A 20,843-nucleotide genomic window follows, 5' to 3' on the forward strand; every position below is an offset into this window, starting at 1 on the left:
GGGCGGTGGTGGCGGGTGGCCCGGTGCCCCCCGGCGGTCCGGCCGGGGCGCACGGGACGTCAGGAGGTGGCGAACTGCCCGGGCCGCCGACCAGGGCCCGCCGGCCCCCGGTACGCCTGGGCGATGTCCAGCCAGTGGTGGGCCTCGGCGCCGACGGCCCGCAGCGACAGGTCGTCGCGGTGCCGACGCCGCGTCACCAGCAGGCAGAAGTCCTCGGCGGGACCGTTGACGATATGCTCCGCGTCCGGCGGCCCGAAGTACCAGACCGCGCCGGACGGGGCGGTGATGACGAAGCGGAAGGTGCTCGTGGGCACCTCCAGCCCCCGTGCCAGGTAGCCGAAGTCCCAGGTGCGGACGGCGAACTCGACGAGGGGCCGGAGCCGGTCGGTGTGGCGCCGTCGCACGCCGAGGGCGTCGGCGATGTCCTGGCCGTGCCCGAACAGCTCCATCATCCCCGCCGCGGCGAGCACCGGCGCCGGAAGCGGCCGGACGAGCCACGGCACCGGCTGCCCGACCGGGACGGCCGCGAGTGCCTTCTCGGCGAGGGCCCGCTCCTCGCGCCACCGGGCCAGCAACGCCGCCGGCGCCTCGGCCAGGTACGGAGCCATCGCCGCGTTCACGTTCGCGTCGAAGTTGCCGCTCATGCGCGACATGAGGGCCTGGAAGCCGTCCGGGTCGGCGGCGGCCAGGCCGGCCATCCGGAAGGTGGCGGTCAGGTGGGCGATCTGGTGCGCGACCGTCCAGCCCTCGGCGGGGGTGGGGGTCCGCCACCCGGCGTCGTCCAGCTCGGCGACCATGCGGTCGACGTCGTCGCCCTCGGCCGCCAGGGCGGCGAACACGTCCTGTTCTGCCACGCGCTCATCCTCTCGCTGCGGTGCCGCCCCGACCCGGGCGGACGATGCGGACCCCGGGCGTCGTCGCGGGGGGTGACCGTCGACCGGTGCGGTGCCGCACGTCGCCGGCGCCGTACGGCCGGCGGTTGACGGGGAAGCCGGCGAAATCGGGTCGGTGCCGGCGCATCAATCATCGGCGGGTGCCGTGGTGGGTGTCTTCTCCCACTGTGCGGAGCGCGACCGCCCCTCGCGGCCCGGTCCGACCGTTTCCGGGGCCTCGCGGCCCGGCCCGCCGTCGGGCGACGGTGCGGCGTCCGCCGACGGATCCGCCTCGGCGCGGGCCGGGCGTCCACGCAGCCTGAGCGCGAACAGACCGCCGAGCAACAGGACGCCCACCACCACCCCCAGCGCCGGCCGGACGGCGGGCAGGAACGCGTCGGCGAACGCGCCCGCCGCCACGTCCCGGTACCGGTCGGCGAGTTCCGGCGGCGTCCCGGCCGGTACGGCGAACCCGCCGGCCTGACCGGCGCCCAGCTTGACGCCCTCCCCGCCGAAGCCGCCCAGGAAGTCCGCCCGGGCCTCGGGAGGCAGCTGCGCCGCCCCGGCCCGGGCGGCCTCGGGCAGGGTGTCGGCCAGCCGGTGCTGAAGGACGGCACCGACGACCGCCGCGCCGAGCGCGCCGCCGACCTGACGCGCGGTGTTGAGCACGCCCGCGGCGGCGCCGGCCAACCGGGCGGGCACGTCGCGCATGGCCTCGGTCGTGGTCGGCGCGATGGACGCCCCCATGCCGATGCCGACGGCGATCAGCGGTACGACGAAGGTGCCGGCCGTGGAGCGCGGTGTGACCAGCAGCGCCATGCCCAGTACGCCGAGCGCGTACACGGTGAGCCCGCCCGCGAGCAGGCGCCGGCCGCCCAGCCGGTCGGTGAGCCGCCCGGCGACCGGCGCGACGGCGCTGAGCACCACCGTCCAGGGCAGCGCGGCGAGGCCCGACTCCAGCGGGCTCATGCCGAGCAGCGCCTGCGTCTCGATCACGAAGACGAGCAGGAAGCCGTACAGCCCGAACGAGCTGACGAGCGTGATCAGGGTCGCCGGGCCGAAGTTGCCGAGGCGGAACAGGCCGGGCGGGACGAGCGGCTCGCGCTGCCGGCGCTCCCGGAGCGCGAACACCACCCCGCACACCGCCGCGAGGCCCAGGATCGCCGGGATGCTGACGGGCCCGCGCATCGTGCCCCAGTCGTGTCGTTCGCCCTCGATGAGGGCGTACATGAGGCCCACCAGCGCGGCGGTGGCCAGGAGCACGCCGACCACGTCGAGGTGGCGCGGCCGGCGGGTGCGCAGGTCGGGAACGAGCCACCAGGCCAGGGCGACGCCCGCCACACTGAGCGGCACGTTGAGGTAGAAGATCCACTCCCAGCCGAGCCGGGTGATCACGAGGCCGCCGAGGGTGGGGCCGCTGACGGCGGCCATGCCCGCGACGGCGGTGAAGATGCCGAAGGCGGCGCCCCGCCGCGCGGCGGGGAAGATGCCGGAGATGAGGACGAGGGCCTGCGGCAGCAGTGCCGCGGCGCCCACGCCCTGCGCCACCCGCGCGGCGATGAGCTGCTCCGGGGACTGGGCCGCCCCGCAGAGCACCGAGGCCACCGCGAACACCGCCATGCCGGCCATGAAGACGGTACGCGGGCCGAACAGGTCGCCGAGCCGTCCGGCGACGATCAGCAGGGACGCCAGCGCCAGCAGGTAGCCGTTCAGCACCCAGAGCATGCTGTCGATCCCGGTGTCCAGGGACCGCATCATGTCCGGCACGGCGGTGTTGACGATGCTGGTGTCGAGCAGGATGAGGAAGTTGCCGAGGCACAGCACCAGCAGGGCCGCCCACGGGTTGGCGCGCCCCGGTCGCGGCGGCGTCGTCACCGGGGCGTCGCCCCGCTCCGGGTCATGCCTCGCCCGCACGCGACGTCTCCTCCCTGTCGGCGACGCCGGGCGCGCCGAGCGGGGCCGGCCCGGTGCGGTCCCCGTGCAGGCCCGCGCCGATCCGGCGGGCCGTGGCCAGGCTCGTCCAGGCCGTGGCCGCGACCAGCGCGGCGTCGCCGGCTCCGCCGTCGCGGCAGGCGGTGACGTCGGCGTCGGTGACCCGGTACGGCGCGAGCGCCGTCAACAGCGCCAGCCGGGCGACGGGCCGCTCGGCCGGCGACAGTTCGGCGACGGCGGCGTCGAACCACCGGCCGCCGCCGGGCTCCGGGGGCGGCGGATCGGCCAGGCAGGTCAGGATCCGCCGGCGGACGTGTTCCGGCAGGGCGGCCTCACCGGCGCGGCGGACGGCCTGGCCGGCCCGGGCGAAGGCGGCGGCCACGTGCGGCTGCCCGACGGCCCAGGCCAGGTCGTCCTCCGGCGGCGCGGGGGGCAGCAGGTCCAGGGAGCGGCCCGGCGTCCGCCCGGGGCGGGCCAGCGCCCCCATGATGCGGGCGGCCGTCCGCCGGACCCCGGCGCGGATCCCGGCCGGTGCCGGCGGCAACGGGGAGTCCTGGAGGAAGACGCTGACCATCCGGTTGAGGTAGTGGAAGGCCACCGCCACGCCGATCAGTTCGGGCCCGTGTTCGGCGGGGAACGGCGGGGGGCGGCGGCGCGCCCCGGCCCCGCTGTGCCGGGCCCACTCGGCCAGGGCCCGCAGCCGCGGGTCACCGATGCCGCCGACCCCGGCGCTCAGCCACCCGCCCGCCTCGCCCAGCAGCCCGGCCGCCGTGGCGCCGTGCACCTCGACGCAGTACGGGCACCGGTTGCTCTCGGAGACGGCGGCGGCGACCACCTCCTTGGCCTCGCGGCCGACCAGCCCGTCGGCGAGCAGTGTCTCGCGCAGCATCAGCCAGCAGGCCCGCAGCACGTCGGGGGAGGGGGAGTGCAGCAGCACCGGGGGAGCCAGGACGCCGAAGTCGTCGGCCATCTGCCGGTAGACCCGCGCGACGGGCCCGTCGGCGGCCTCCGGGGCGACCGGCGTCACGTGTCGGACGTGGGTCAGCATGGTTCGGCTCGTCACCCGAGCCAGTCGCCTGCCCATCGGTTTCCTTCCTGGTCGGGCAGACCGGGGGCCGGGGGCGGGGGTGCGCCCCCGGCCGCCGTGTCCTAACTGGGCACGACCTGGGGCACCGCGGTGACCGATCCGTCGGGCAGCGTGCCGTGGTAGCTGACCGGCACGCCGCGCTCCTGAGCCGCGCGGACGATGCCGGGCACGGCCCGTTCGGCGAGCGCGGCGATGGTGAGGGCCGGGTTGACGGTGAGCGCGCCCGGCACCGCCGAGCCGTCGGTGACGAAGACGCCGGGGTGCTGCCGCAGCTCGTGCCGGTCGTCGAGGGCCGACGTCGCCGGGTCGTCGCCGATCCGGCAGGACGCCAGCGGGTGCACGGTGTACGCGCCGACCACGTCGTTGGTCCACGGCATCACCCGGGCCAGCCCGTCGCGTTCCAGGATGTCGCGGGCGTCCGCGTCGGCGGCGGCCCAGCCACGCAACGTGTTCGCGGTGGGCCGGTAGGTCAACGGACCCCGGCCGAGCATCTGCTGGGAGATGCGGTCGGCGTTGCCGGTCGCCGGCGGCGGCCCGAAGACCCCCTCGTTGTCGTCCTCCGACATCGTGAAGAGCGTCAGCCACGACTGCCAGCGGCGCAGCATGTCCTTCTTGGCCAGGCCGAACCAGGTCGGGCCGATCGCGTCCGGCACCTGGGCGAGGATCGTGCCCAGCCCCAGCGGGAAGAAGAGCTGCTCCAACGAGTACCGCTCGTATTCCGGCAGGTCGGGGTCGAGCCGGTCCCAGGTCGCCACCGTCGGCCCGCGGCCGATCTGGTTGGCGGCGTAGCCCCTGCCGTCGGGCCGGCTGAGGCCGAGCACCTCGCGGACCCGGTCGTCGTCGAAGACGGCCGTGTTGAGCCGCTCGCCGTTGCCGGAGAAGTACCGGCCGACGGCCGGCGGCATCGCGCCGAGGGTGGGCTCCGAGCGTTGCAGGATCACCGGGGTGGCGCCGGCCCCGGCCGCCACGATGACGATCTTGGCATCGATCGTTCCGCTGTCGTGCAGGATCCGGTAGTCCTCCGCGTCGACGATGCGGTAGTGCACCCGGTACCCGCCGTCGTCGGTGCGGGAGAGGTGCTGCACCTCGTGCAGCGGCCGGATCTCGGCGCCGTGCGCCAGGGCCGCCGGCAGGTAGTTGAGCAGCAGGGAGCGCTTCGCGTCGAAGCGGCACCCGGCCATCATCCAGTTGCAGTTGGTGCACCTGTCGACGTCCACGGCGGAGGGCACCGGGTTGGCCGTGCGTCCGGCGTGCGCGCAGGCCGCCGCGAAGAGGCCGCCGGCGTACGGCACCTTGTCCCAGCTCTGCATCGTCACCGGCAGCGACTCGCAGACCCGGTCGTACCAGGGATCGAGCGTGTCACGGGTGATGGCCGCCGGCCACATCCGGCGGCCGATGCTGCCCTGCCGCTCGAAGACGAACCGCGGCGCGCGCGGCATGGTGGCGAAGTAGACGACGCTGCCGCCGCCGACGCAGTTGCCGCCCAGCACGCTCATCCCGTCGCCGACGGTGAAGTCGAAGATCCGGGTGTACGACGAGCCGAGCTTGAAGTCGTGGTCGAACTCCTCGCTGGACAGCCACGGTCCACGCTCCAGGACCACCACGCGTGCCCCGCCCGCGGCCAGGTGGTACGCCGGGATCGCGCCGCCGAAGCCGCTGCCGATCACCACGACGTCGGTGCTTGCGCTACTGGTCATGCCGGGCTCCCTGTGGGCGTGGTGTGTGGGTGCGTTCGCGACAGCGGGCGTCCGTACGAGTACTCGGGGAACCGCCACAGCCCGTCGTCGTCGGGCCGGGTGATGCCGATCGCCAGCAGCCCCGGATGCCCGGCGGCGAGCGCGTCGACGGTGTTCATGTGGGCGGCGCTGTCGTAGGCCATGTTGCTGAACAGGGCGAGCCCCACCCACATCTCCTTCTCCGGGTTGTCGGGGGCGAGCAGGTGACTCAGCAGCGCGGTGCGGTGGTCGAACGAGAGGGCGACGAAGGGCGGCACCACCGGATCGAGGGTCAGCCCGTTCGCCTCGGCGTAGCCGGTCGCGTGCGCGTTGAGGGCCTCACCGAGCGTCCCCAACATCAGTGACAACCCGCCGGCCGGGTCCTCCATCAGGGCCAGCGCCCCGCACTCGACGGCGCCGCCGTCGGTCGAGACGCCGGCGATCGCCCGGTCGTCGGCGGACCGCTTCGCCCCGGGGATGATGGTGTCGGCGAACGCTTCCAGCGTCAGCACGCGTGCCTGCTGCTCCTCGGGTGTTTCCGGTTGCACGGCGGCTACCTCCTTCTGGGGCGGGGCGTCGGTGCCCGGTCCCGCCAAACGTTTTTCGGGCAGCTGGGACCACCGCCCACTGAGGCGGCGGAAGCAGGAAAAGAAATGGTGGTCGTGCGGAATCGTTCCGCGCGGTACCGGGCGGTGCGCGAAGTCCTGCATTATCGTGTCTACCGATACAGGTCGCACGCATCTCTTGTTTTGCTGAGCCCGGTGCCCCGGGCAGCCCGGCCGATTATCGGGAAACTGTGGACGGCGGGGCGGCGCGCAATTTCAGGCAGGTTCCGCGGTCGCGGCGGCGGCCGGGAGCGCGGCGCGCCCGGCCTGGCGGCGGCTCAGCCGTCCGGTCCGGTGCAGCCACCGCACGGTGTCGGCCATCGTCTCGTCCAGCGACCGGCTCTCCGGCCCGAGCAACTCCTCGGTGGGGGTGGCGTCCATCGGGCGGGCGGTGGCGCACAGGTAGATCGCGCCGTGCTCGGCGGGCAGGTGCACGGGCGACAGCCGCTGCACCGCGCTGACCAGGTGGCCCACCGGCAGCATGGCCGGGGCCGGCAGCCGGAGGACGGGCAGGGTCCGCCCGGTGACCCGGCGCAGCGCGTCGACGAACTCGCGGGTGGTGACGTACCGGCCGGGGGCCGGGAAGCGGCGGGGACCGCGTCCCGGTTCGAGCACCGCCGCGTGCAGCCGGGCCACGTCCCGCACGTCGCCCACCGGGAAGCCGCCGGTCGGCCACATCGGCATCAGCCCGCGCAGGGCGTTGCGCACCCGGGTCGTCTGGTCGCCCAGGTGCGGATCGTCGGGGCCGAGCGAGGCCAGCGGGTAGGTGACGACCACCGGCGCGCCGTCGTCCTGGTGCCGGCGCGCGACGTGCTCGGCGGCGGCCTTGCTGCTCAGGTACGCCTCCCGGGGAGCGCCGACCGGCGAGTCGACGGTCAGCGGCGACCGCGCGGCCGGCAGCAGCACGCCGAACGTGGAGACGTGCACGATCGGGTCGAGACCCGCCGTCCGCGCCGCCCCGAGCACCACCTCGGTGCCGCGTAGATTGACCGCCCGCATCCGGGCCCGGTCCCGCGAGTCGAAGCTGTACACACCGGCGGCGTGCAGCGCGGCGGCGCAGCCGTCGGCGGCCCGGGCCACGTCGGCGAGTTCGGTGACGTCACCGGTGACCAGCTCGACACGACCGGCGTCGGCGCCCAGCGCGGCCAGCACCCGGCGGGCGCGTGCCGGGTCACGTACGAGCATCCGGACCCGGTGGCCGGCGTCGAGGATGGCCGCCGTCGAGTGGGAGCCGATGAATCCGGTGCCACCGGTTACCAGGACCAGCATCGCGACTCCCGAGGTTGGGGGACTGGGTCGCGCCCATCATCGGCAGGCGTCGCCGGGCACTCCTTCTCCCAAGGTGCTCAACCGGCGTCGATCGCGTTGCCTGCGCCCCCGGTTTCCCAATACTGGCATTGCCGCAGTCGTGGGAGCCGTCGTCGTGACGGCCCGGCGGCGCGGCGCGGAGCAGGAGGCAGATCATGATCGCTCGTCGGGTGGCCTCGTCGGTGGTCCAACGCCAGGTCAACTACGTCACGCCGGTGCCGCAGGGATCCGCACGGGGGCTGGTGGACTCCGTCTACACCCAGGTCGCGCAGGAGATGCAACTGGTGGTGCCGCCGGCGCAGCTGCACTCGCCGTCGCCGGAGGCGCTGGCCGCGTACTGGATGGTCATGCGGGAGCCGCTGCTGCCGACGGAGAACGTGGACCGGGCGACCAAGGAGGCGGTCGCCGCCGCCGTGTCGGTGGCGAACATCTGCCCGTACTGCGTGGACATGCACAGCGTCGGGCTCTACGAACTCTCCAGCGAGCACGACGCGGAGGCCATCGTGGCCGACCGGATCTCCGAGATCGCCGACCGGCGCCTGCGCGCGGCGGCGGAGTGGGGCCGTACCGCGCACCAGCCGCAGTCCTCACGGCCCGCCGTGCCGTTTCCGGAGCGGGACCGCCCGGAACTGATCGGCGTGGTGGTGGGCTTCCACTACGTCGCCCGCGTGGTCAACGTGTTCCTCTCCAACTTCCTGCTCCCGCCGGGGCTGACGCCGCGGGCCCGGCGGCGCCTGAAGCGGGGCATCGGCTGGGTGTTGCAGGGGACGCTGCGCGACGCCCGGGAGCCGGGGCGCTCGGTGGAACTGCTGCCGCCGGCGCCGCTGCCGGCCGAGGCGGCGTGGGCGGCGGGCAGCCCGCACGTGGCCGGGGCGATGGCCCGGGCGTACGCGGCGTTCGAGGCGGCGGGCGAGCGGGCGGTCCCGCCGGCGGTCCGGGAACTGGTCGCGGAACGCCTCGACGCCTGGCGGGGGGAGGAGACGGGCCTGAGTCGACAGTGGTGCGAACGGCTGATCGCGCCGCTGCCCGAGGCGGAGCGGGCCGCCGGCCGTCTGGCCCTGCTGACCGTGTTCGCCTCCTACCAGGTCGACGAGGAGGTGGTGGCCGAGTTCCGCCGCCACCAGCCGGGCGACGCGGCCCTGGTCGACGCGGTCGCCTGGGCCAGCTTCGCGGCGGCGCGTCGGGTCGGCGCGTGGTACGCCCCCGCCGGCCCGCCCGGACCGCGCTGACGGCCTTCCGGTCCGAAGTGAGCAACATCGGAGACGTGTCGGCGTGTCCGAGCCGACACGCTGGGTGAGGATGCGGCGTTCCTGCGCGTCCTTGACCCCTCGAGGAGGCAACGTGACCAGCCACCAGGCGACCCTGCCCGGAGCGTCCGGGCGTTGGGCGGCACTCAACGGCTCGTACCATCGGGCGGCCCTGAACGGTTTTCTCGTGATCGTGCTCGCGCACTGGGCCGAGCACCTGGTGCAGGCGTACCAGATCTGGGGCCTGGGCTGGTCGCGGCCCGAGGCGCGCGGGGTGCTCGGCATGCCGTTCCCCTGGCTCGTCAGCTCGGAGTGGCTGCACTACGGCTACGCCATCCTGATGCTGGTCGGGCTGTGGATGCTGCGCCCCGGCTTCGTCGGGCGCAGCCGGAGCTGGTGGACCGCCGCCCTGGCGATCCAGTTCTGGCACCACATCGAGCACCTGCTGCTGCTGTTGCAGGCGCAGACCGGCCGGCACCTGTTCGACAGCCCCGTGCCCACCAGCGTGCTCCAGGTCGTGATCCCCCGGGTCGAGCTGCACCTGTTCTACAACACGGTCGTCTTCGTGCCGATGGTGATCGCGATGTACCTGCACCTGCGGCCCTCCGCGGCGGAGACGGCGCTGATGTCGTGCAGCTGCCGGCAGCCCGAGGCCGCCGCGCAGCCGTCGTGACCAGCGTGGACGCCGCCCGCACGCCCTCGCCACCCGCGCCGGCCGGGGCGGTGCAGCGGGCGGCGATCGTGGTGGCGGCCGGGGTCGTGCTGTCGATCCTGGCACTGCTGGCCTTCGGCAGTCCGGCCGAGAGCCGGAGGCTGATGCTGGACCCGGGCGACGGCGCGGTCGTCGGGGCCGCGCCCGCCGAGGTGACGCTCACGCTCAGCGGCGCCGAGTCGGCCGAGAACCTGCACCTGGCCGTCACCGGACCGACCGGTGCGGTCGTCTCGACCGGAAGGCCGTTCGTCCGCGACGGCCGCCTGGTCGTGGCGGTGCGCGACGCCGGGACGGGCGCCTACCGCGTCGCCTACCGTGCCCGGTTGCCCGACGGCCGGCAGGTCTCCGGCCTGGCCGGCTTCACCGTGACCGCCGGCGCCGTCCCGGCCGGGTCCGTCGCCGCGCCGATCGACGATTCGGCCGCGACCGCCGGCCACGACCATGCCCGGATCGACGGCATCAACGGCGTGCTCCTCCTGCTGGACCTGGGCCTCGTCGCGGTGGCCCTGCTGCTGATGTTCCTCCGCCCGCAGCGGGGGAGAGGTCCCGTCACCGGCCTGTGACCCGACCGCCGACGGCGGTGGCGTCGCGGCGACACACCAGCCGAGGGCGGCCCTGCCGGGCTGCCCCGGCCACCCGCCCGTGGTGGCGGATGAGCGCACAGCAGAAGAGGCGGCCCCGGCCGGCGTGAGGTGACGATGAAGTCACCCGCCGGCCGGGGCCGGCGTCGTCGTACCGACAGAGGGAGCTGCCATGCCGACGGTACTGGGTTCCGTGCGTCGACTCCTGATGGCGCCCACGCTCGCGGACGTGACCTTCGCGCGTCGGGGCTTCCCCGGCCCGGCCACGGAGGTCACCCGCCGGTTGGAGGCGGTTCCGCAGTCGGTGGTCTGCGGGTTCGAGTGGGGCATCGACACCCGCGACCCGTGGGAGCTGGAACGACGGCTCGCGCTCGTCGACCGGGAGCTGCTCGGCTTCGCCTACGAGGGCGCCACGATGGCCTGCACCATCCTCGACGCGATGGGGCCCCGGCGCGGCACCCGCACCCGCGACCTGCTGCGGGGCCCGGGCGCGCCGCACCTCTTCCTCGCCTACATCGGCATCGGGTTCGCGATGGCGCGCCTGCCGCGACGCCTCTGGCGGCACGTGGTCCCGGATCTCACGGGCTCCCCGTACCACCCGACGATGACCTGGCTGGCCGTGGACGGCTACGGGTTCGACCGCGCCTATTTCGACCTCGACCGGTGGGTGACCCGGCAGGAGCGGCTCGCCGCGTACCCGTGGCAGGACCACGGGGACTACTTCGTCCGCGCCACGGACCAGGGCCTCGGGCGGGCGCTGTGGTTCATCCACGGTGCCCGTACCGCCGACGTGGCCGGCGCCGTCCGGGCCTTCGCCGCCGAGCGGCACGGCGACCTGTGGAGCGGGGTGGGGCTCGCCGCCACCTTCGCCGGCGGCGCCGACGCCGACGCGCTCGCCGCGCTGCGCGGCGACGCCGGAACGTGCGCGCCGGACCTGGCCCAGGGCGCCGTGTTCGCCGCCAAGGCCCGCAGCCACGCCGGGTACGTGCCGGCGCACAGCGAGGCGGCGATGCGCGCGCTCGGCGGGCGGTCCGTCGCCGCCGCCGCGGCCCTCGCCGACGACGTGGCGGTCCGCGCGGAGTCGGCCGGGCGACTGCCCGCGTACGAGATATGGCGACGCAACGTCCGCGCGCACTTCGAGCCGGCCGACATCGGCCACGGCCACTAAGCACCGTCCGGCGGTGGTCGTGCTGCCGCACGCCCCGCGGAAAGTGAATGTTCCGGATAGTTGCGATGAATGCGCAAGGTTGAAGAAAAAGATCCTCTTCGCACTTGTCATCATCGAAATGGATGTCCATCCCCGGTAAACGGAAACATCGACCCTTTGGGGGAACGTGCGATGCAGAGCCTGCGTGATCTGCGGCGCAGAATCCTGACGCCAGATATCTCCGAGACGAAAATGGACGTGCGCGGCTTCCACGTCAAGAACGAGGAATCGAAGGCGCTGCTCGAAACTGTCGGCTCGTCATTCCTGGCCGGTTTCGGATACGCCGCCGAGGCGCCGAGGACCGTGGCGGCCGAACGACGGCTGGAAACGGTGCCGACGCGGTTTCGTGGCTTCGCGTACGAGGGCGCCGGGATGGCCTTCGCCGTCCGGGACGCGCTGCGGCCGGGCCGACCCCGGCACGTGGAGAGCCTGCTCGCCGGGCGCGGCGACGCGCACGTCTACATGGTGTACGTCGGCGTGGGCTGGGCGATGGCCCGGGTGCCCCGGATCCGCTGGGGCCAGCTGTACGCCCCGGACCCGTTGCTCCGGTGGCTGGTGCTCGACGGGTACGGCTTCCACCAGGCGTACTTCCACACCGACCGGTACGTGTACGGGCAGTACCGCCACCCGCGGTTCCCCTGGCCCGCCGAAGGGCCCCGCGAGTACGTCGACCGGGTCATCGACCAGGGCGTCGGCCGGGCCACCTGGTTCGTCGGCGGCACCGACGTGGACCGGGTCACGGAGATCTTCAGCCGGTTCCCCGCGCACCGAAGGGCCGACCTGTACGCCGGTGCCGGCCTCGCCGCCACCTACGCCGGGGGCGCCACCGAGGCGGACCTGCACCGGTTCCGCGACCTGGCCGGTGACCATCGCGTGGACCTCGCCCAGGGCAGCGCCTTCGCGGCCGGGGCCCGGGTCCGCGCCGGCCTGGTCGTCCCACACAACGAGGTCGCCACGCAGGTCTTCTGCGGCATGTCCACCGCCGAGGCGTCGAAGGTGACCGACGTGACGCTGCCCCGCGACCGGGACGGCGCCACGCCCGCCTACGAGCGGTGGCGACAGGCCATCGCCGCGGAGTTCGAGGGGCGGGGCTGATCGTGGCGCCTCACCCACCGGCCGGCCCCGCGCCCCGGCGGTCCACCACCGCACGCAACGAAGGAGAGACCTCGTGACCAGGATCGCTGTCGTGGGGATGGCGTGCCGCTACCCGGACGCCACGTCGCCGCGAGAACTGTGGGAGAACGCCCTCGCCGGGCGGCGGGCCTTCCGCCGGCTGCCCGACGTGCGGATGAGCCTGGACGACTACTGGGATCCGGACCCGGCCACCCCCGACCGCTTCTACGCCCGTAACGCCGCGGTCATCGAGGGCTACGAGTTCGACCGGATCGCCTACAAGATCGCCGGCAGCACCTACCGCTCCACCGACCTCACCCACTGGCTCGCCCTCGACATGGCGGCCATGGCGCTGGCCGACGCCGGCTTCCCGATGGCGGAGGGGCTCCCCCGCGAGCGGACCGGCGTGGTCGTCGGCAACACACTGACCGGCGAGTTCTCCCGGGCCAACCAGCTGCGGCTGCGCTGGCCCTACGTGCGCCGCATGGTCGCCGCGGCGCTCAAGGAACAGGACTGGGACGACGACCAGCTCACCACCTTCCTCGACGACTTCGAGGCGACGTTCAAGGGCCCGTTCCCCGAGGTGGACGAGGACACCCTCGCGGGCGGGCTGTCGAACACCATCGCCGGCCGCATCTGCAACCACTTCGACTTCAAGGGCGGCGGCTACACCGTCGACGGCGCCTGCTCCTCCTCCCTGCTCTCCGTCGCCACCGCGTGCAAGACCCTCTCCGACGGCGAGGTCGACGTGGCGATCGCCGGCGGCGTGGACCTCTCCATCGACCCCTTCGAGATCATCGGTTTCGCGAAGACCGGCGCCCTGGCGCGCGGCGAGATGCGGGTCTACGACCGCGGCTCGAACGGGTTCTGGCCGGGCGAGGGCTGCGGCATGGTGGTCCTGATGCGCGAGGCGGAGGCCCGCCAGGCGGGGCACCGCGTCTACGCCACCATCGCCGGTTGGGGCATCTCCTCCGACGGCAAGGGCGGCATCACCCGCCCGGAGGTCGCCGGCTACCAGCTCGCCCTGCGGCGGGCGTACGACCGGGCCGGGTTCGGCATCGAGACCGTCGGGCTCTTCGAGGGCCACGGCACCGGCACGGCGGTGGGCGACGCCACCGAACTCCAGGCGCTGTCGCTGGCCCGCCGCACCGCCGACGGGAACTCCCCGCAGGCCGCGATCAGCTCGATCAAGGGCATGATCGGGCACACCAAGGCGGCAGCCGGCGTAGCCGGCCTGATCAAGGCCGCGATGGCGGTCCACCACGAGGTCCTGCCGCCCACCATCGGCTGCGTCGACCCGCACGAGATCCTCACCGCCGAGCAGTCCGCGCTGCGGGCCCTGCGCAAGGCCGAGGCGTGGCCGCGCGGCCTGCCCGTACGCGCCGGTGTGACGGCGATGGGCTTCGGTGGCATCAACACCCACATCGTGCTGGAGAACGGGCAGCCGCGCCGTTCGTCCCGGCTGGACAGCCGCTTCCGCAACCTGGCCGCGTCCATGCAGGACGTGGAGCTCCTCCTGGTCGACGGTGGCAGCCCGCAGGAACTGCGCGAGCGGTTGCAGCGGCTCGTCGAGTTCGTGCCCACGGTGTCGTACGCGCAACTGGGCGACCTCGCCGCCACCCTGCACCGGGAACTGCGTGACCTGCCGTACCGGGCGGGCGTGGTGGTCTCCTCGCCGGAGGACACCGAGCGGCAGCTGCGCCGCGTCTGCGACACCCTCGACGCCGGCGAGGTGCGCCTGTTCTCCTCCGACGGCCGCTGTTTCCTGGGCCACGTCAGCGGTCCGGGTCGCATCGGCTTCCTCTTCCCCGGGCAGGGGTCCGGCCGGGGCACCTCGGGTGGCGCGCTGCGCCGCCGCTTCGCCGACGTGGAGGAGGTGTACCAGCGGGCGGCGTTGCCGAGCACCGGCGACATGGTCGCCACCGCGGTGGCCCAGCCACGGATCGTCACCGGTTCGCTGGCGGGCCTGCGGGCGCTGTCGCTGCTCAACCTCGACGCGACCGTCGCCGTCGGGCACAGCCTCGGCGAGATCGCCGCCCTCCAGTGGGCCGGCGTGCTCGACGAGGAGGCCCTGCTCCGGGTGGCCGGCGTGCGCGGCCGGACGATGGGGGAGCGCAGCGCGTCCGGCACGATGGCCAACATCGGCGCCCCGCCCGAGCGGGTGGCCGGGCTGGTCGCCGGCCTGTCCGTGGTGATCGCCGCGTACAACGGGCCGGAGCAGACCGTGGTCGCCGGCTCGGAGGCCGCGGTGGAGGACGCCTGCGAGCGGGCCCGCTCCGCCGGCCTGCGGACCACCCGACTGTCGGTGTCCCACGCGTTCCACTCGCCGCTGGTCGAGCCGGCCGCGGACGCCTTCCGCGACGCGCTGGCGGGGGAGCGGTTCGGTCCCGTCACCCGGCGGGTCATCTCCACCGTCACCGGTGAGCCGCTCGCCCACGACACCGACGTCACCGCCCTGCTGCACCGCCAGATCACCGATCCGGTGCTGTTCAGCCAGGCCGTCGCCCTCGCCGCCAAGGAGGTCGACCTGTTCGTCGAGGTCGGTCCGGGGCAGGTGCTCTCCGGCCTCGCGTCGGCCGGCACCGACCTGCCGGCGGTGGCGCTCAACACCGACGACGAGTCGCTGGCGGGCCTGCTGCGCGTCGCGGCAGCCGCGTACGTCGTCGGCGCCGGCGGCGTGGAGGGCACCCTCTTCCACGACCGGCTGGTCCGGCCGCTGGAGGTGGGACAGAACTTCCGCTTCTTCGCCAGCCCGTGTGAGTCCGCCCCCGTGGTGAGCCTGCCCAGAGGCTCCGGCGTCCGGCCGGCGGAACCGTCGACGGCCGACGGGCAGCAGCCCGCGGCGGAGCAGCCGGCCGGCGAGTCGAGCCTGCAACTGCTCCGCCGGTTGGCCGCCGAGCGGGCCGAGCTGCCGCTGGAGATGGTGCATGACGGCAGCCAACTCCTCGACGACCTCCACCTCAGCTCGATCACCGTCGGCCAGTTGGTCAACCAGGCGGCGCAGCACCTCGGCGTGCCGGCCGCGCAGACCCCGACCAACTTCGCGACGGCCACCGTCGGGCAGCTCGCCGAGGCCCTGGAGCAGCTCGCCCGGACCGGTCGGGACGCCGACGCGACCGGCCCGGCCCACGTGCACGGCGTCGCCGACTGGTGCCGGGCCTGGTCGGTCGACCTCGACGACGCGCCGTCCCCGGTCGCCGCCCGGGTCGACGCCGACGGCCCGTGGCAGCTGTTCGCCCCCGCCGGCCACCCGCTCGCCGAGCCGCTGCGCGCGGCCCTACAGGGCGCCGGCGTCGGGGCCGGGGTGCTGGTGTGCCTGCCGGAGCCGTGCGCCCGGGCCGATCTCGAACTGGCCCTGCGCGGCGCGCAGGCGGCGACCGCCGCCGCCCCCGGCACCCGCTTCGTCCTCGTCCAGCAGGGTCCGGGCGCGGCCGGGCTGGCCAAGACGCTGCGGCTGGAGGCGCCGCACCTGCGGACCACCATCGTGCACACCCCGCCCGTGCCGGAGGCCGTCTCCCGGGTGACCGCGGAGGTCGCCGCCACCGACGGGTTCGTCGAGGTCCACCACGACGCCGCCGGGCGGCGGCGGGTGCCCACCCTGCGGGGGCTGCCGGTGCGGCCGGCCGAGACGCGGCAGCCGCTCGGCGCCGAGGACCTGCTGCTGGTCACCGGAGGCGGCAAGGGCATCACCGCCGAGTGCGCCCTGGCGATGGCGGCGGACAGCGGCGCCCGACTCGCCGTGCTGGGCCGCTCGGACCCCGCCCAGGACGACGAGCTGGCCGCGAACCTCAAGCGGATGGCGGACGCCGGCGTACGGGTGCGCTACGCCCGCGCCGACGTGGCCGACCCGGAGCAGGTACGGCAGGCCGTCGACGGGCTCGTCGCCGAGCTGGGACCGGTCACGGCGCTGCTGCACGGCGCCGGCCGCAACGAGCCGGCGGCGTTGACGGGCCTCACCATGGACGCCTTCCACCGCACCTTCGCACCGAAGGTCGACGGCCTGCGGGCCGTGCTCGACGCGGTCGACGCCGACCGGCTGCGCCTGCTGGTGACGTTCGGCAGCATCATCGGCCGGGCCGGCCTGCGCGGCGAGGCGCACTACGCGACGGCGAACGACTGGCTGGCCGAGCTGACCGTCGACTTCGGCCGACGCCACCCGAACTGCCGCAGCCTCTGCCTGGAGTGGTCGGTCTGGTCCGGCGTCGGCATGGGCGAGCGGCTGTCCGTGGTCGAGGCGCTGACCCGTGACGGCATCACCCCGGTCACCCCCGACCAGGGGGTGGAGATGCTCCGGCGCCTGCTCGCCGACCCGCAGGCACCGCCGGTGGTGGTCGTCAGCGGGCGGACCGAGGGCATCGACACCATCCGGACGGACCTTCCCGAGCTGCCGCTGCTGCGGTTCGTGGACCGGCCGCTCGTCCGCTACCACGGCGTCGAACTGGTCACCGAGTCCGAGCTCAAGCCGGTCACCGACCTCTACCTGGACCACCACCGGCTGGACGGCAACCTGCTGTTCCCCGCGGTGTTCGGGATGGAGGCCATGGCCCAGGTCGCCGCGGCGGTGACCGGGCGGACCGACACGCCGGTGGTCGAGCGGGCCGAGTTCCTGCGGCCCATCGTGGTGCCGCCGGCCGGCAGCACCACCATCCGGATCGCCACCCTCGTGGTCGACGACGACGTCGTGGACGCTGTCATCTACAGCGCGGAGACGGAGTTCAGCGCCGCGCACTTCCGGGCGCGGCTGCACTTCACCGGGACGCGCCCGCCGACCGGTCCGCCCGAGCAGGTGCCCGCCGGGCTGCCGGCGGTGCCGCTGGATCCCGCCACCGACCTGTACGGCGACATCCTGTTCCAGGGTGGACGGTTCCAGCGGCTGCGCCGCTACCACCGGTCGGCCGCCCGGCACGTCGACGCCGACGTCGTCACGGCGCCGCAGACGCGATGGTTCGCCGACTACCTGCCGGACACCCTGCTCCTCGGCGACCCCGGCGTGCGGGACGCCCTCATGCACGGCAACCAGGTCTGCGTCCCCGACGCGACGCTGCTGCCGGCCGGGATCGAACGGCTCCACCCGGCGGGAACCCGCCTGACCGAGACCGAGGAACTGCGCTACTGCGCCGAGGAACGCAGCCGCGACGGCGACACCTACGTCTACGACATCGCCCTGCGCTCCGCCGACGGCACGGTCGTGGAACGGTGGGAGGGCCTGCGGCTGCGGGCGGTACGCAAGAAGGACGGCCGTGGTCCCTGGGCGGCGCCGCTGCTGGGTTCGTACCTGGAACGGGCCGTCGGCGACCTCGTCGGCGGCGACGTGGCGGTGGCGGTGGAGCCGACCCCGGCGGACCAGGCCGGGCGCGGCGAGTCGTCCGGGCAGGGCACGCCGGACGAGACCCGTCGGCGGCGGGCCCGGACCGCGACAGCCGCCGGCCGGGCCGCGGGCGGGCCGGTCGAGGTCGCGTACCGGCCGGACGGCCGCCCCGAGCTGGCCGACGGCCGCGCCCTCTCCGCCGCCCACGCCGAGGACCTGACGCTGTGCGTGGTGGGGACCGGGCCGCTCGCCTGCGACGTGGAGGCGGTACGCGCCAGGCAGGAGTCGGTCTGGCACGGGCTCCTCGGCGCACACGTCGACCTCGCCCGGCTCTGCTCCGCAGACGGCGGGGAGTCCCTGGACGCGGCGGCCACCCGGGTGTGGGCGGCGATCGAGTGCCTGCGCAAGGCCGGCCTCTCCCACCGGGCGCCGCTGGTCGCGGTGCCCTCGGACCGGGCCGGCTGGCTGGTGTTCGCCTCCGGTGAGCTGCGGATCGCCACGCTCGTCACGACCGTGCGGGACCTGCCCCAGCCGATGGCGTTCGCGATCCTGACGGAAGGGCGGGCCTAGGCGATGGACAAGTACTTCGAGTACCTGCACACGGTGGGCTTCGAGGAGACCAACCTCGTCGGCAACGTGTACTACGTCAACTACCTGCGCTGGCAGGGGCGCTGCCGGGAGATGTTCCTCAAGGAGCGGGCGCCGGACGTGCTGGCGGACGTGCGCGGCGACCTGAAGCTGTTCACCCTCCGCGTCGACTGCGAGTTCTTCGCCGAGATCACCGCGTTCGACGAGCTGTCCGTCCGGATGCGCCTGGTGGAGCTGGCACAGACCCAACTGGAGTTCAGCTTTGACTACGTCAAGCTCGAACGGGACGGCGGCGAGACGCTGGTGGCCCGGGGCCGGCAGCGCATCGCCTGCATGCGCGGCCCGAACACCCGCACCGCGCCGGCGAGGGTGCCGGAGGCACTGGTGGCGGCGCTCGCGCCGTACACCTCGGCGCGGCGCTCCTGACGGCGCGAGGAGGAGACGTCGTGGACGTACAGCGAACACTCACCGTCGGGACGCCCGACGTGACGGCACTGCGGCGGGCGTACGGCGCGTTCGCGACCGGCGTCACGGTGGTGACCGTCGGCGGTGCCACCCCGCACGGGATGACCGCCAACTCGTTCACCTCGGTGTCGCTCGACCCGCCGCTGGTGCTGGTGTGCGTCGACCGGAACGCGGTGATGCACGCCTGCCTGTCCGAGACCCCGGCGTTCGCGGTCTCGGTGCTGACCGACGACCAGCAGCAGGTGGCCCGGTACTTCGCCGACGGGCGGCGACCGCTCGGCAGCGAGCAGTTCGACCAGGTGGACTGGCGGCCGGGCCAGACGACGGGGGCGCCGCTGATCACCGACGCGCTCGCCCACTTCGAGTGCGAGGTGTGGCGAACCTACGACGGCGGCGACCACACCATCTTCCTCGGCCGGCTGCTCTCCCTGGAGCGCCAGGCGGGTGGGGAGGCCCTGCTCTTCCTCTCCGGACGGTTCCGTCAGGTCGAGCGGGAGCGGAGTGAGGCGGCATGACGACGATCGAGGGAGCGGCCCGGCGTACCCCGCCGGGCCCGCCCCGCTCCGCCGGCCTGCACATGCTGGTCCTCATGGGCCGGGACCGGCTGCGGATGATGACCCTGGCAGCGGAACGGTACGGCGACGCCGCCCGGCTGCCGGTCGGCCCCAAACAGCTCTACTTCTTCAACCACCCCGACCACGCCAAGCACGTCCTGTCCGACAACAGCGCCAACTACCAGAAGGGCATCGGCCTGGTGCACGCCCGCCGGGCGCTCGGCGACGGCCTGCTCACCAGCGAGGGTGAGCTGTGGCGTAAGCAACGCAAGGTGATCCAGCCGGCGTTCCAGAACCGGCGGCTGGCCCAGTACGCGGGCGTGATCGGCGAGGAGGCCGGGCTGCTGGTCGAACGGCTGGTGGCCCGGGCGGACGGCCCTCCGGTCGACGTGCTGGAGGAGATGACCACGCTGACCCTCGGGGTGCTCGGGCGGACCCTGCTCGACGCCGAACTCAGCGGCTTCCACGGCGTCGGCGGGTCGTTCGCCGCCGTGCAGGACCAGGCGATGTTCGAGCTGGAGACGCTGAGTGCCGTGCCGCCGTGGATCCCGCTGCCCCGACAGCTGCGGTTCCGGCGCGCCCGCCGGCACCTCCAGGAGGTCGTCGACGAACTCGTCGCCGGCCGGGGCCGGGACGTGGACGGGCGGGACGACGTCCTCTCCCGCCTGATCGTCTCGACCAGGCTGGAGAAGGATCCACGGGTGGCCCGGCAGCGGCTGCGCGACGAGCTGGTCACGCTGCTGCTGGCCGGGCACGAGACGACCGCCAGCACGTTGGGCTGGAGCCTGCACCTGCTCGACGGGCACCCCGAGATCCGGCAGCGGGTCCGCGAGGAGGCCGTGACGGTGCTGGGCGACCGGTTGCCCGGGTACGAGGACCTGCACCGGCTGCGGTACACGGCGATGGTGGTGGAGGAGGCCATCCGGCTCTACCCGCCGGTCTGGCTCCTGCCCCGCAAGGCCCAGGAGGCCGACGAGATCGGCGGGTACCACGTGCCGGCGGGGGCGGACATCCTCATCTCCCCGTACACCCTGCACCGGCACCCCCGGTTCTGGGACGACCCGGAGCGGTTCGACCCGGACCGCTTCGACCCGGCACGCAGCACGGAGCGCCCCCGGTACGCGTACATCCCCTTCGGCGCCGGCCCACGGTTCTGCGTGGGCAACAACCTGGGCATGATGGAGGCCACCCTCGTCCTGGCCATGCTGCTCAGGGACGTACGCCTGGCCGGCGTGCCCGGCCGTCCGGTGGTGCCCGAGCCGATGCTGTCGCTGCGGGTGCGCGGCGGCCTGCCGATGACGGTGCACAAGGTCGACTGATCCCCGCGTACCGGTCCCGCGGACGCCACGGCGTCCACGGGACCGGTACGTCATTCCGTCCACAGCCGAACGGCGTCGAACACCACCCCGCGCCCCGCGCCCCGCGCCTCGCGCGCCCGCTCCCGCCCCCTCTCCCCGTCGATCTTGCACTTTGTGCCCGGTCGGAAGGTGCAAAAGGTGACAAAGAGGGGGCCGAAAGTGCAAGATCGCCGGGCCGGGCCGGGCCGGGC

General features: G+C 74.3%; 15 protein-coding genes. 9 read left to right on the plus strand and 6 right to left on the minus strand.

Annotated features, from left to right (window positions below; translation table 11 throughout):
• Positions 1 to 59 precede the first annotated feature (59 nt).
• The 6 genes from AB0D32_RS31050 to AB0D32_RS31075 all read right to left on the minus strand — a co-directional run bounded on the left by AB0D32_RS31050 (position 60) and on the right by AB0D32_RS31075 (position 7,480).
• Positions 60 to 854: a TIGR03084 family metal-binding protein gene (locus AB0D32_RS31050; RefSeq protein ID WP_357097869.1), complete on the minus strand. Its 795-nt coding sequence runs from the start codon at positions 852 to 854 to the stop codon at positions 60 to 62.
• Between the two features lie 165 nt (positions 855 to 1,019).
• Complete coding sequence (locus tag AB0D32_RS31055; RefSeq protein ID WP_357097872.1) at positions 1,020 to 2,786, minus strand: DHA2 family efflux MFS transporter permease subunit; 1,767 nt, start codon at positions 2,784 to 2,786, stop codon at positions 1,020 to 1,022.
• On the minus strand, positions 2,770 to 3,852 hold the full coding sequence (locus tag AB0D32_RS31060; protein WP_357097875.1) for a hypothetical protein: 1,083 nt from the start codon (positions 3,850 to 3,852) through the stop codon (positions 2,770 to 2,772). Before AB0D32_RS31060 ends, AB0D32_RS31055 begins: the two co-directional genes overlap by 17 nt.
• A gap of 101 nt (positions 3,853 to 3,953) precedes the next feature.
• A complete protein-coding gene (locus tag AB0D32_RS31065) occupies positions 3,954 to 5,588 on the minus strand; it encodes a GMC family oxidoreductase (protein ID WP_357097878.1) in 1,635 nt (544 codons plus the stop codon).
• Entirely contained in the window at positions 5,585 to 6,154 is a 570-nt protein-coding gene (locus AB0D32_RS31070) for a DUF5987 family protein (RefSeq protein ID WP_357097881.1), read from the minus strand. The genes AB0D32_RS31065 and AB0D32_RS31070 overlap by 4 nt, the downstream gene beginning before the upstream one ends.
• Positions 6,155 to 6,427: 273 nt before the next feature.
• Complete coding sequence (locus tag AB0D32_RS31075) at positions 6,428 to 7,480, minus strand: SDR family NAD(P)-dependent oxidoreductase (RefSeq protein WP_357097886.1); 1,053 nt, start codon at positions 7,478 to 7,480, stop codon at positions 6,428 to 6,430.
• A 194-nt stretch (positions 7,481 to 7,674) separates the two neighbouring features.
• On the opposite strand from AB0D32_RS31075, the gene AB0D32_RS31080 reads away from it, so the two are divergent.
• The 9 genes from AB0D32_RS31080 to AB0D32_RS31120 all read left to right on the plus strand — a co-directional run bounded on the left by AB0D32_RS31080 (position 7,675) and on the right by AB0D32_RS31120 (position 20,613).
• Entirely contained in the window at positions 7,675 to 8,748 is a 1,074-nt protein-coding gene (locus AB0D32_RS31080; RefSeq protein ID WP_357097889.1) for a carboxymuconolactone decarboxylase family protein, read from the plus strand.
• Between the two features lie 112 nt (positions 8,749 to 8,860).
• Positions 8,861 to 9,439, plus strand: a complete 579-nt coding sequence (locus AB0D32_RS31085) for a hypothetical protein (RefSeq protein ID WP_357097891.1) — start codon at positions 8,861 to 8,863, stop codon at positions 9,437 to 9,439.
• Positions 9,436 to 10,041, plus strand: coding sequence for a copper resistance CopC family protein (locus AB0D32_RS31090; protein ID WP_357097893.1), 606 nt, complete (start codon positions 9,436 to 9,438; stop codon positions 10,039 to 10,041). The genes AB0D32_RS31085 and AB0D32_RS31090 overlap by 4 nt, the downstream gene beginning before the upstream one ends.
• Before the next feature lie 190 nt (positions 10,042 to 10,231).
• On the plus strand, positions 10,232 to 11,227 hold the full coding sequence (locus tag AB0D32_RS31095; RefSeq protein ID WP_357097896.1) for a DUF1702 family protein: 996 nt from the start codon (positions 10,232 to 10,234) through the stop codon (positions 11,225 to 11,227).
• A gap of 171 nt (positions 11,228 to 11,398) precedes the next feature.
• Positions 11,399 to 12,361, plus strand: coding sequence for a DUF1702 family protein (locus AB0D32_RS31100; RefSeq protein WP_357097899.1), 963 nt, complete (start codon positions 11,399 to 11,401; stop codon positions 12,359 to 12,361).
• A gap of 73 nt (positions 12,362 to 12,434) precedes the next feature.
• Positions 12,435 to 18,257, plus strand: a complete 5,823-nt coding sequence (locus AB0D32_RS31105; protein WP_357097902.1) for a type I polyketide synthase — start codon at positions 12,435 to 12,437, stop codon at positions 18,255 to 18,257.
• A gap of 3 nt (positions 18,258 to 18,260) precedes the next feature.
• Entirely contained in the window at positions 18,261 to 18,701 is a 441-nt protein-coding gene (locus tag AB0D32_RS31110; RefSeq protein WP_357097905.1) for an acyl-CoA thioesterase, read from the plus strand.
• Positions 18,702 to 18,760: 59 nt separating this feature from the next.
• Positions 18,761 to 19,255 carry a flavin reductase family protein gene (locus AB0D32_RS31115; RefSeq protein ID WP_357097958.1) on the plus strand — a complete coding sequence of 165 codons (495 nt, stop codon included), beginning with the start codon at positions 18,761 to 18,763 and terminating at the stop codon, positions 19,253 to 19,255.
• A complete protein-coding gene (locus AB0D32_RS31120; RefSeq protein ID WP_357097910.1) occupies positions 19,252 to 20,613 on the plus strand; it encodes a cytochrome P450 in 1,362 nt (453 codons plus the stop codon). Before AB0D32_RS31115 ends, AB0D32_RS31120 begins: the two co-directional genes overlap by 4 nt.
• Positions 20,614 to 20,843 lie beyond the last annotated feature (230 nt).

Origin of the sequence: Micromonospora sp. NPDC048170 (assembly GCF_040652795.1) — a bacterium.
Taxonomy (GTDB): domain Bacteria; phylum Actinomycetota; class Actinomycetes; order Mycobacteriales; family Micromonosporaceae; genus Micromonospora.

Excerpts from the sequence above, each read along its gene's own strand:
- AB0D32_RS31100 (WP_357097899.1), top strand. The coding sequence starts at position 11,399 with ATGCAGAGCCTGCGTGATCTGCGGCGCAGAATCCTGACGCCAGATATC.
- AB0D32_RS31095 (WP_357097896.1), top strand. The coding sequence starts at position 10,232 with ATGCCGACGGTACTGGGTTCCGTGCGTCGACTCCTGATGGCGCCCACG.
- AB0D32_RS31065 (WP_357097878.1), bottom strand. The coding sequence starts at position 5,588 with ATGACCAGTAGCGCAAGCACCGACGTCGTGGTGATCGGCAGCGGCTTC.
- AB0D32_RS31075 (WP_357097886.1), bottom strand. The coding sequence starts at position 7,480 with ATGCTGGTCCTGGTAACCGGTGGCACCGGATTCATCGGCTCCCACTCG.
- AB0D32_RS31110 (WP_357097905.1), top strand. The coding sequence starts at position 18,261 with ATGGACAAGTACTTCGAGTACCTGCACACGGTGGGCTTCGAGGAGACC.
- AB0D32_RS31120 (WP_357097910.1), top strand. The coding sequence starts at position 19,252 with ATGACGACGATCGAGGGAGCGGCCCGGCGTACCCCGCCGGGCCCGCCC.
- AB0D32_RS31060 (WP_357097875.1), bottom strand. The coding sequence starts at position 3,852 with ATGCTGACCCACGTCCGACACGTGACGCCGGTCGCCCCGGAGGCCGCC.
- AB0D32_RS31080 (WP_357097889.1), top strand. The coding sequence starts at position 7,675 with ATGATCGCTCGTCGGGTGGCCTCGTCGGTGGTCCAACGCCAGGTCAAC.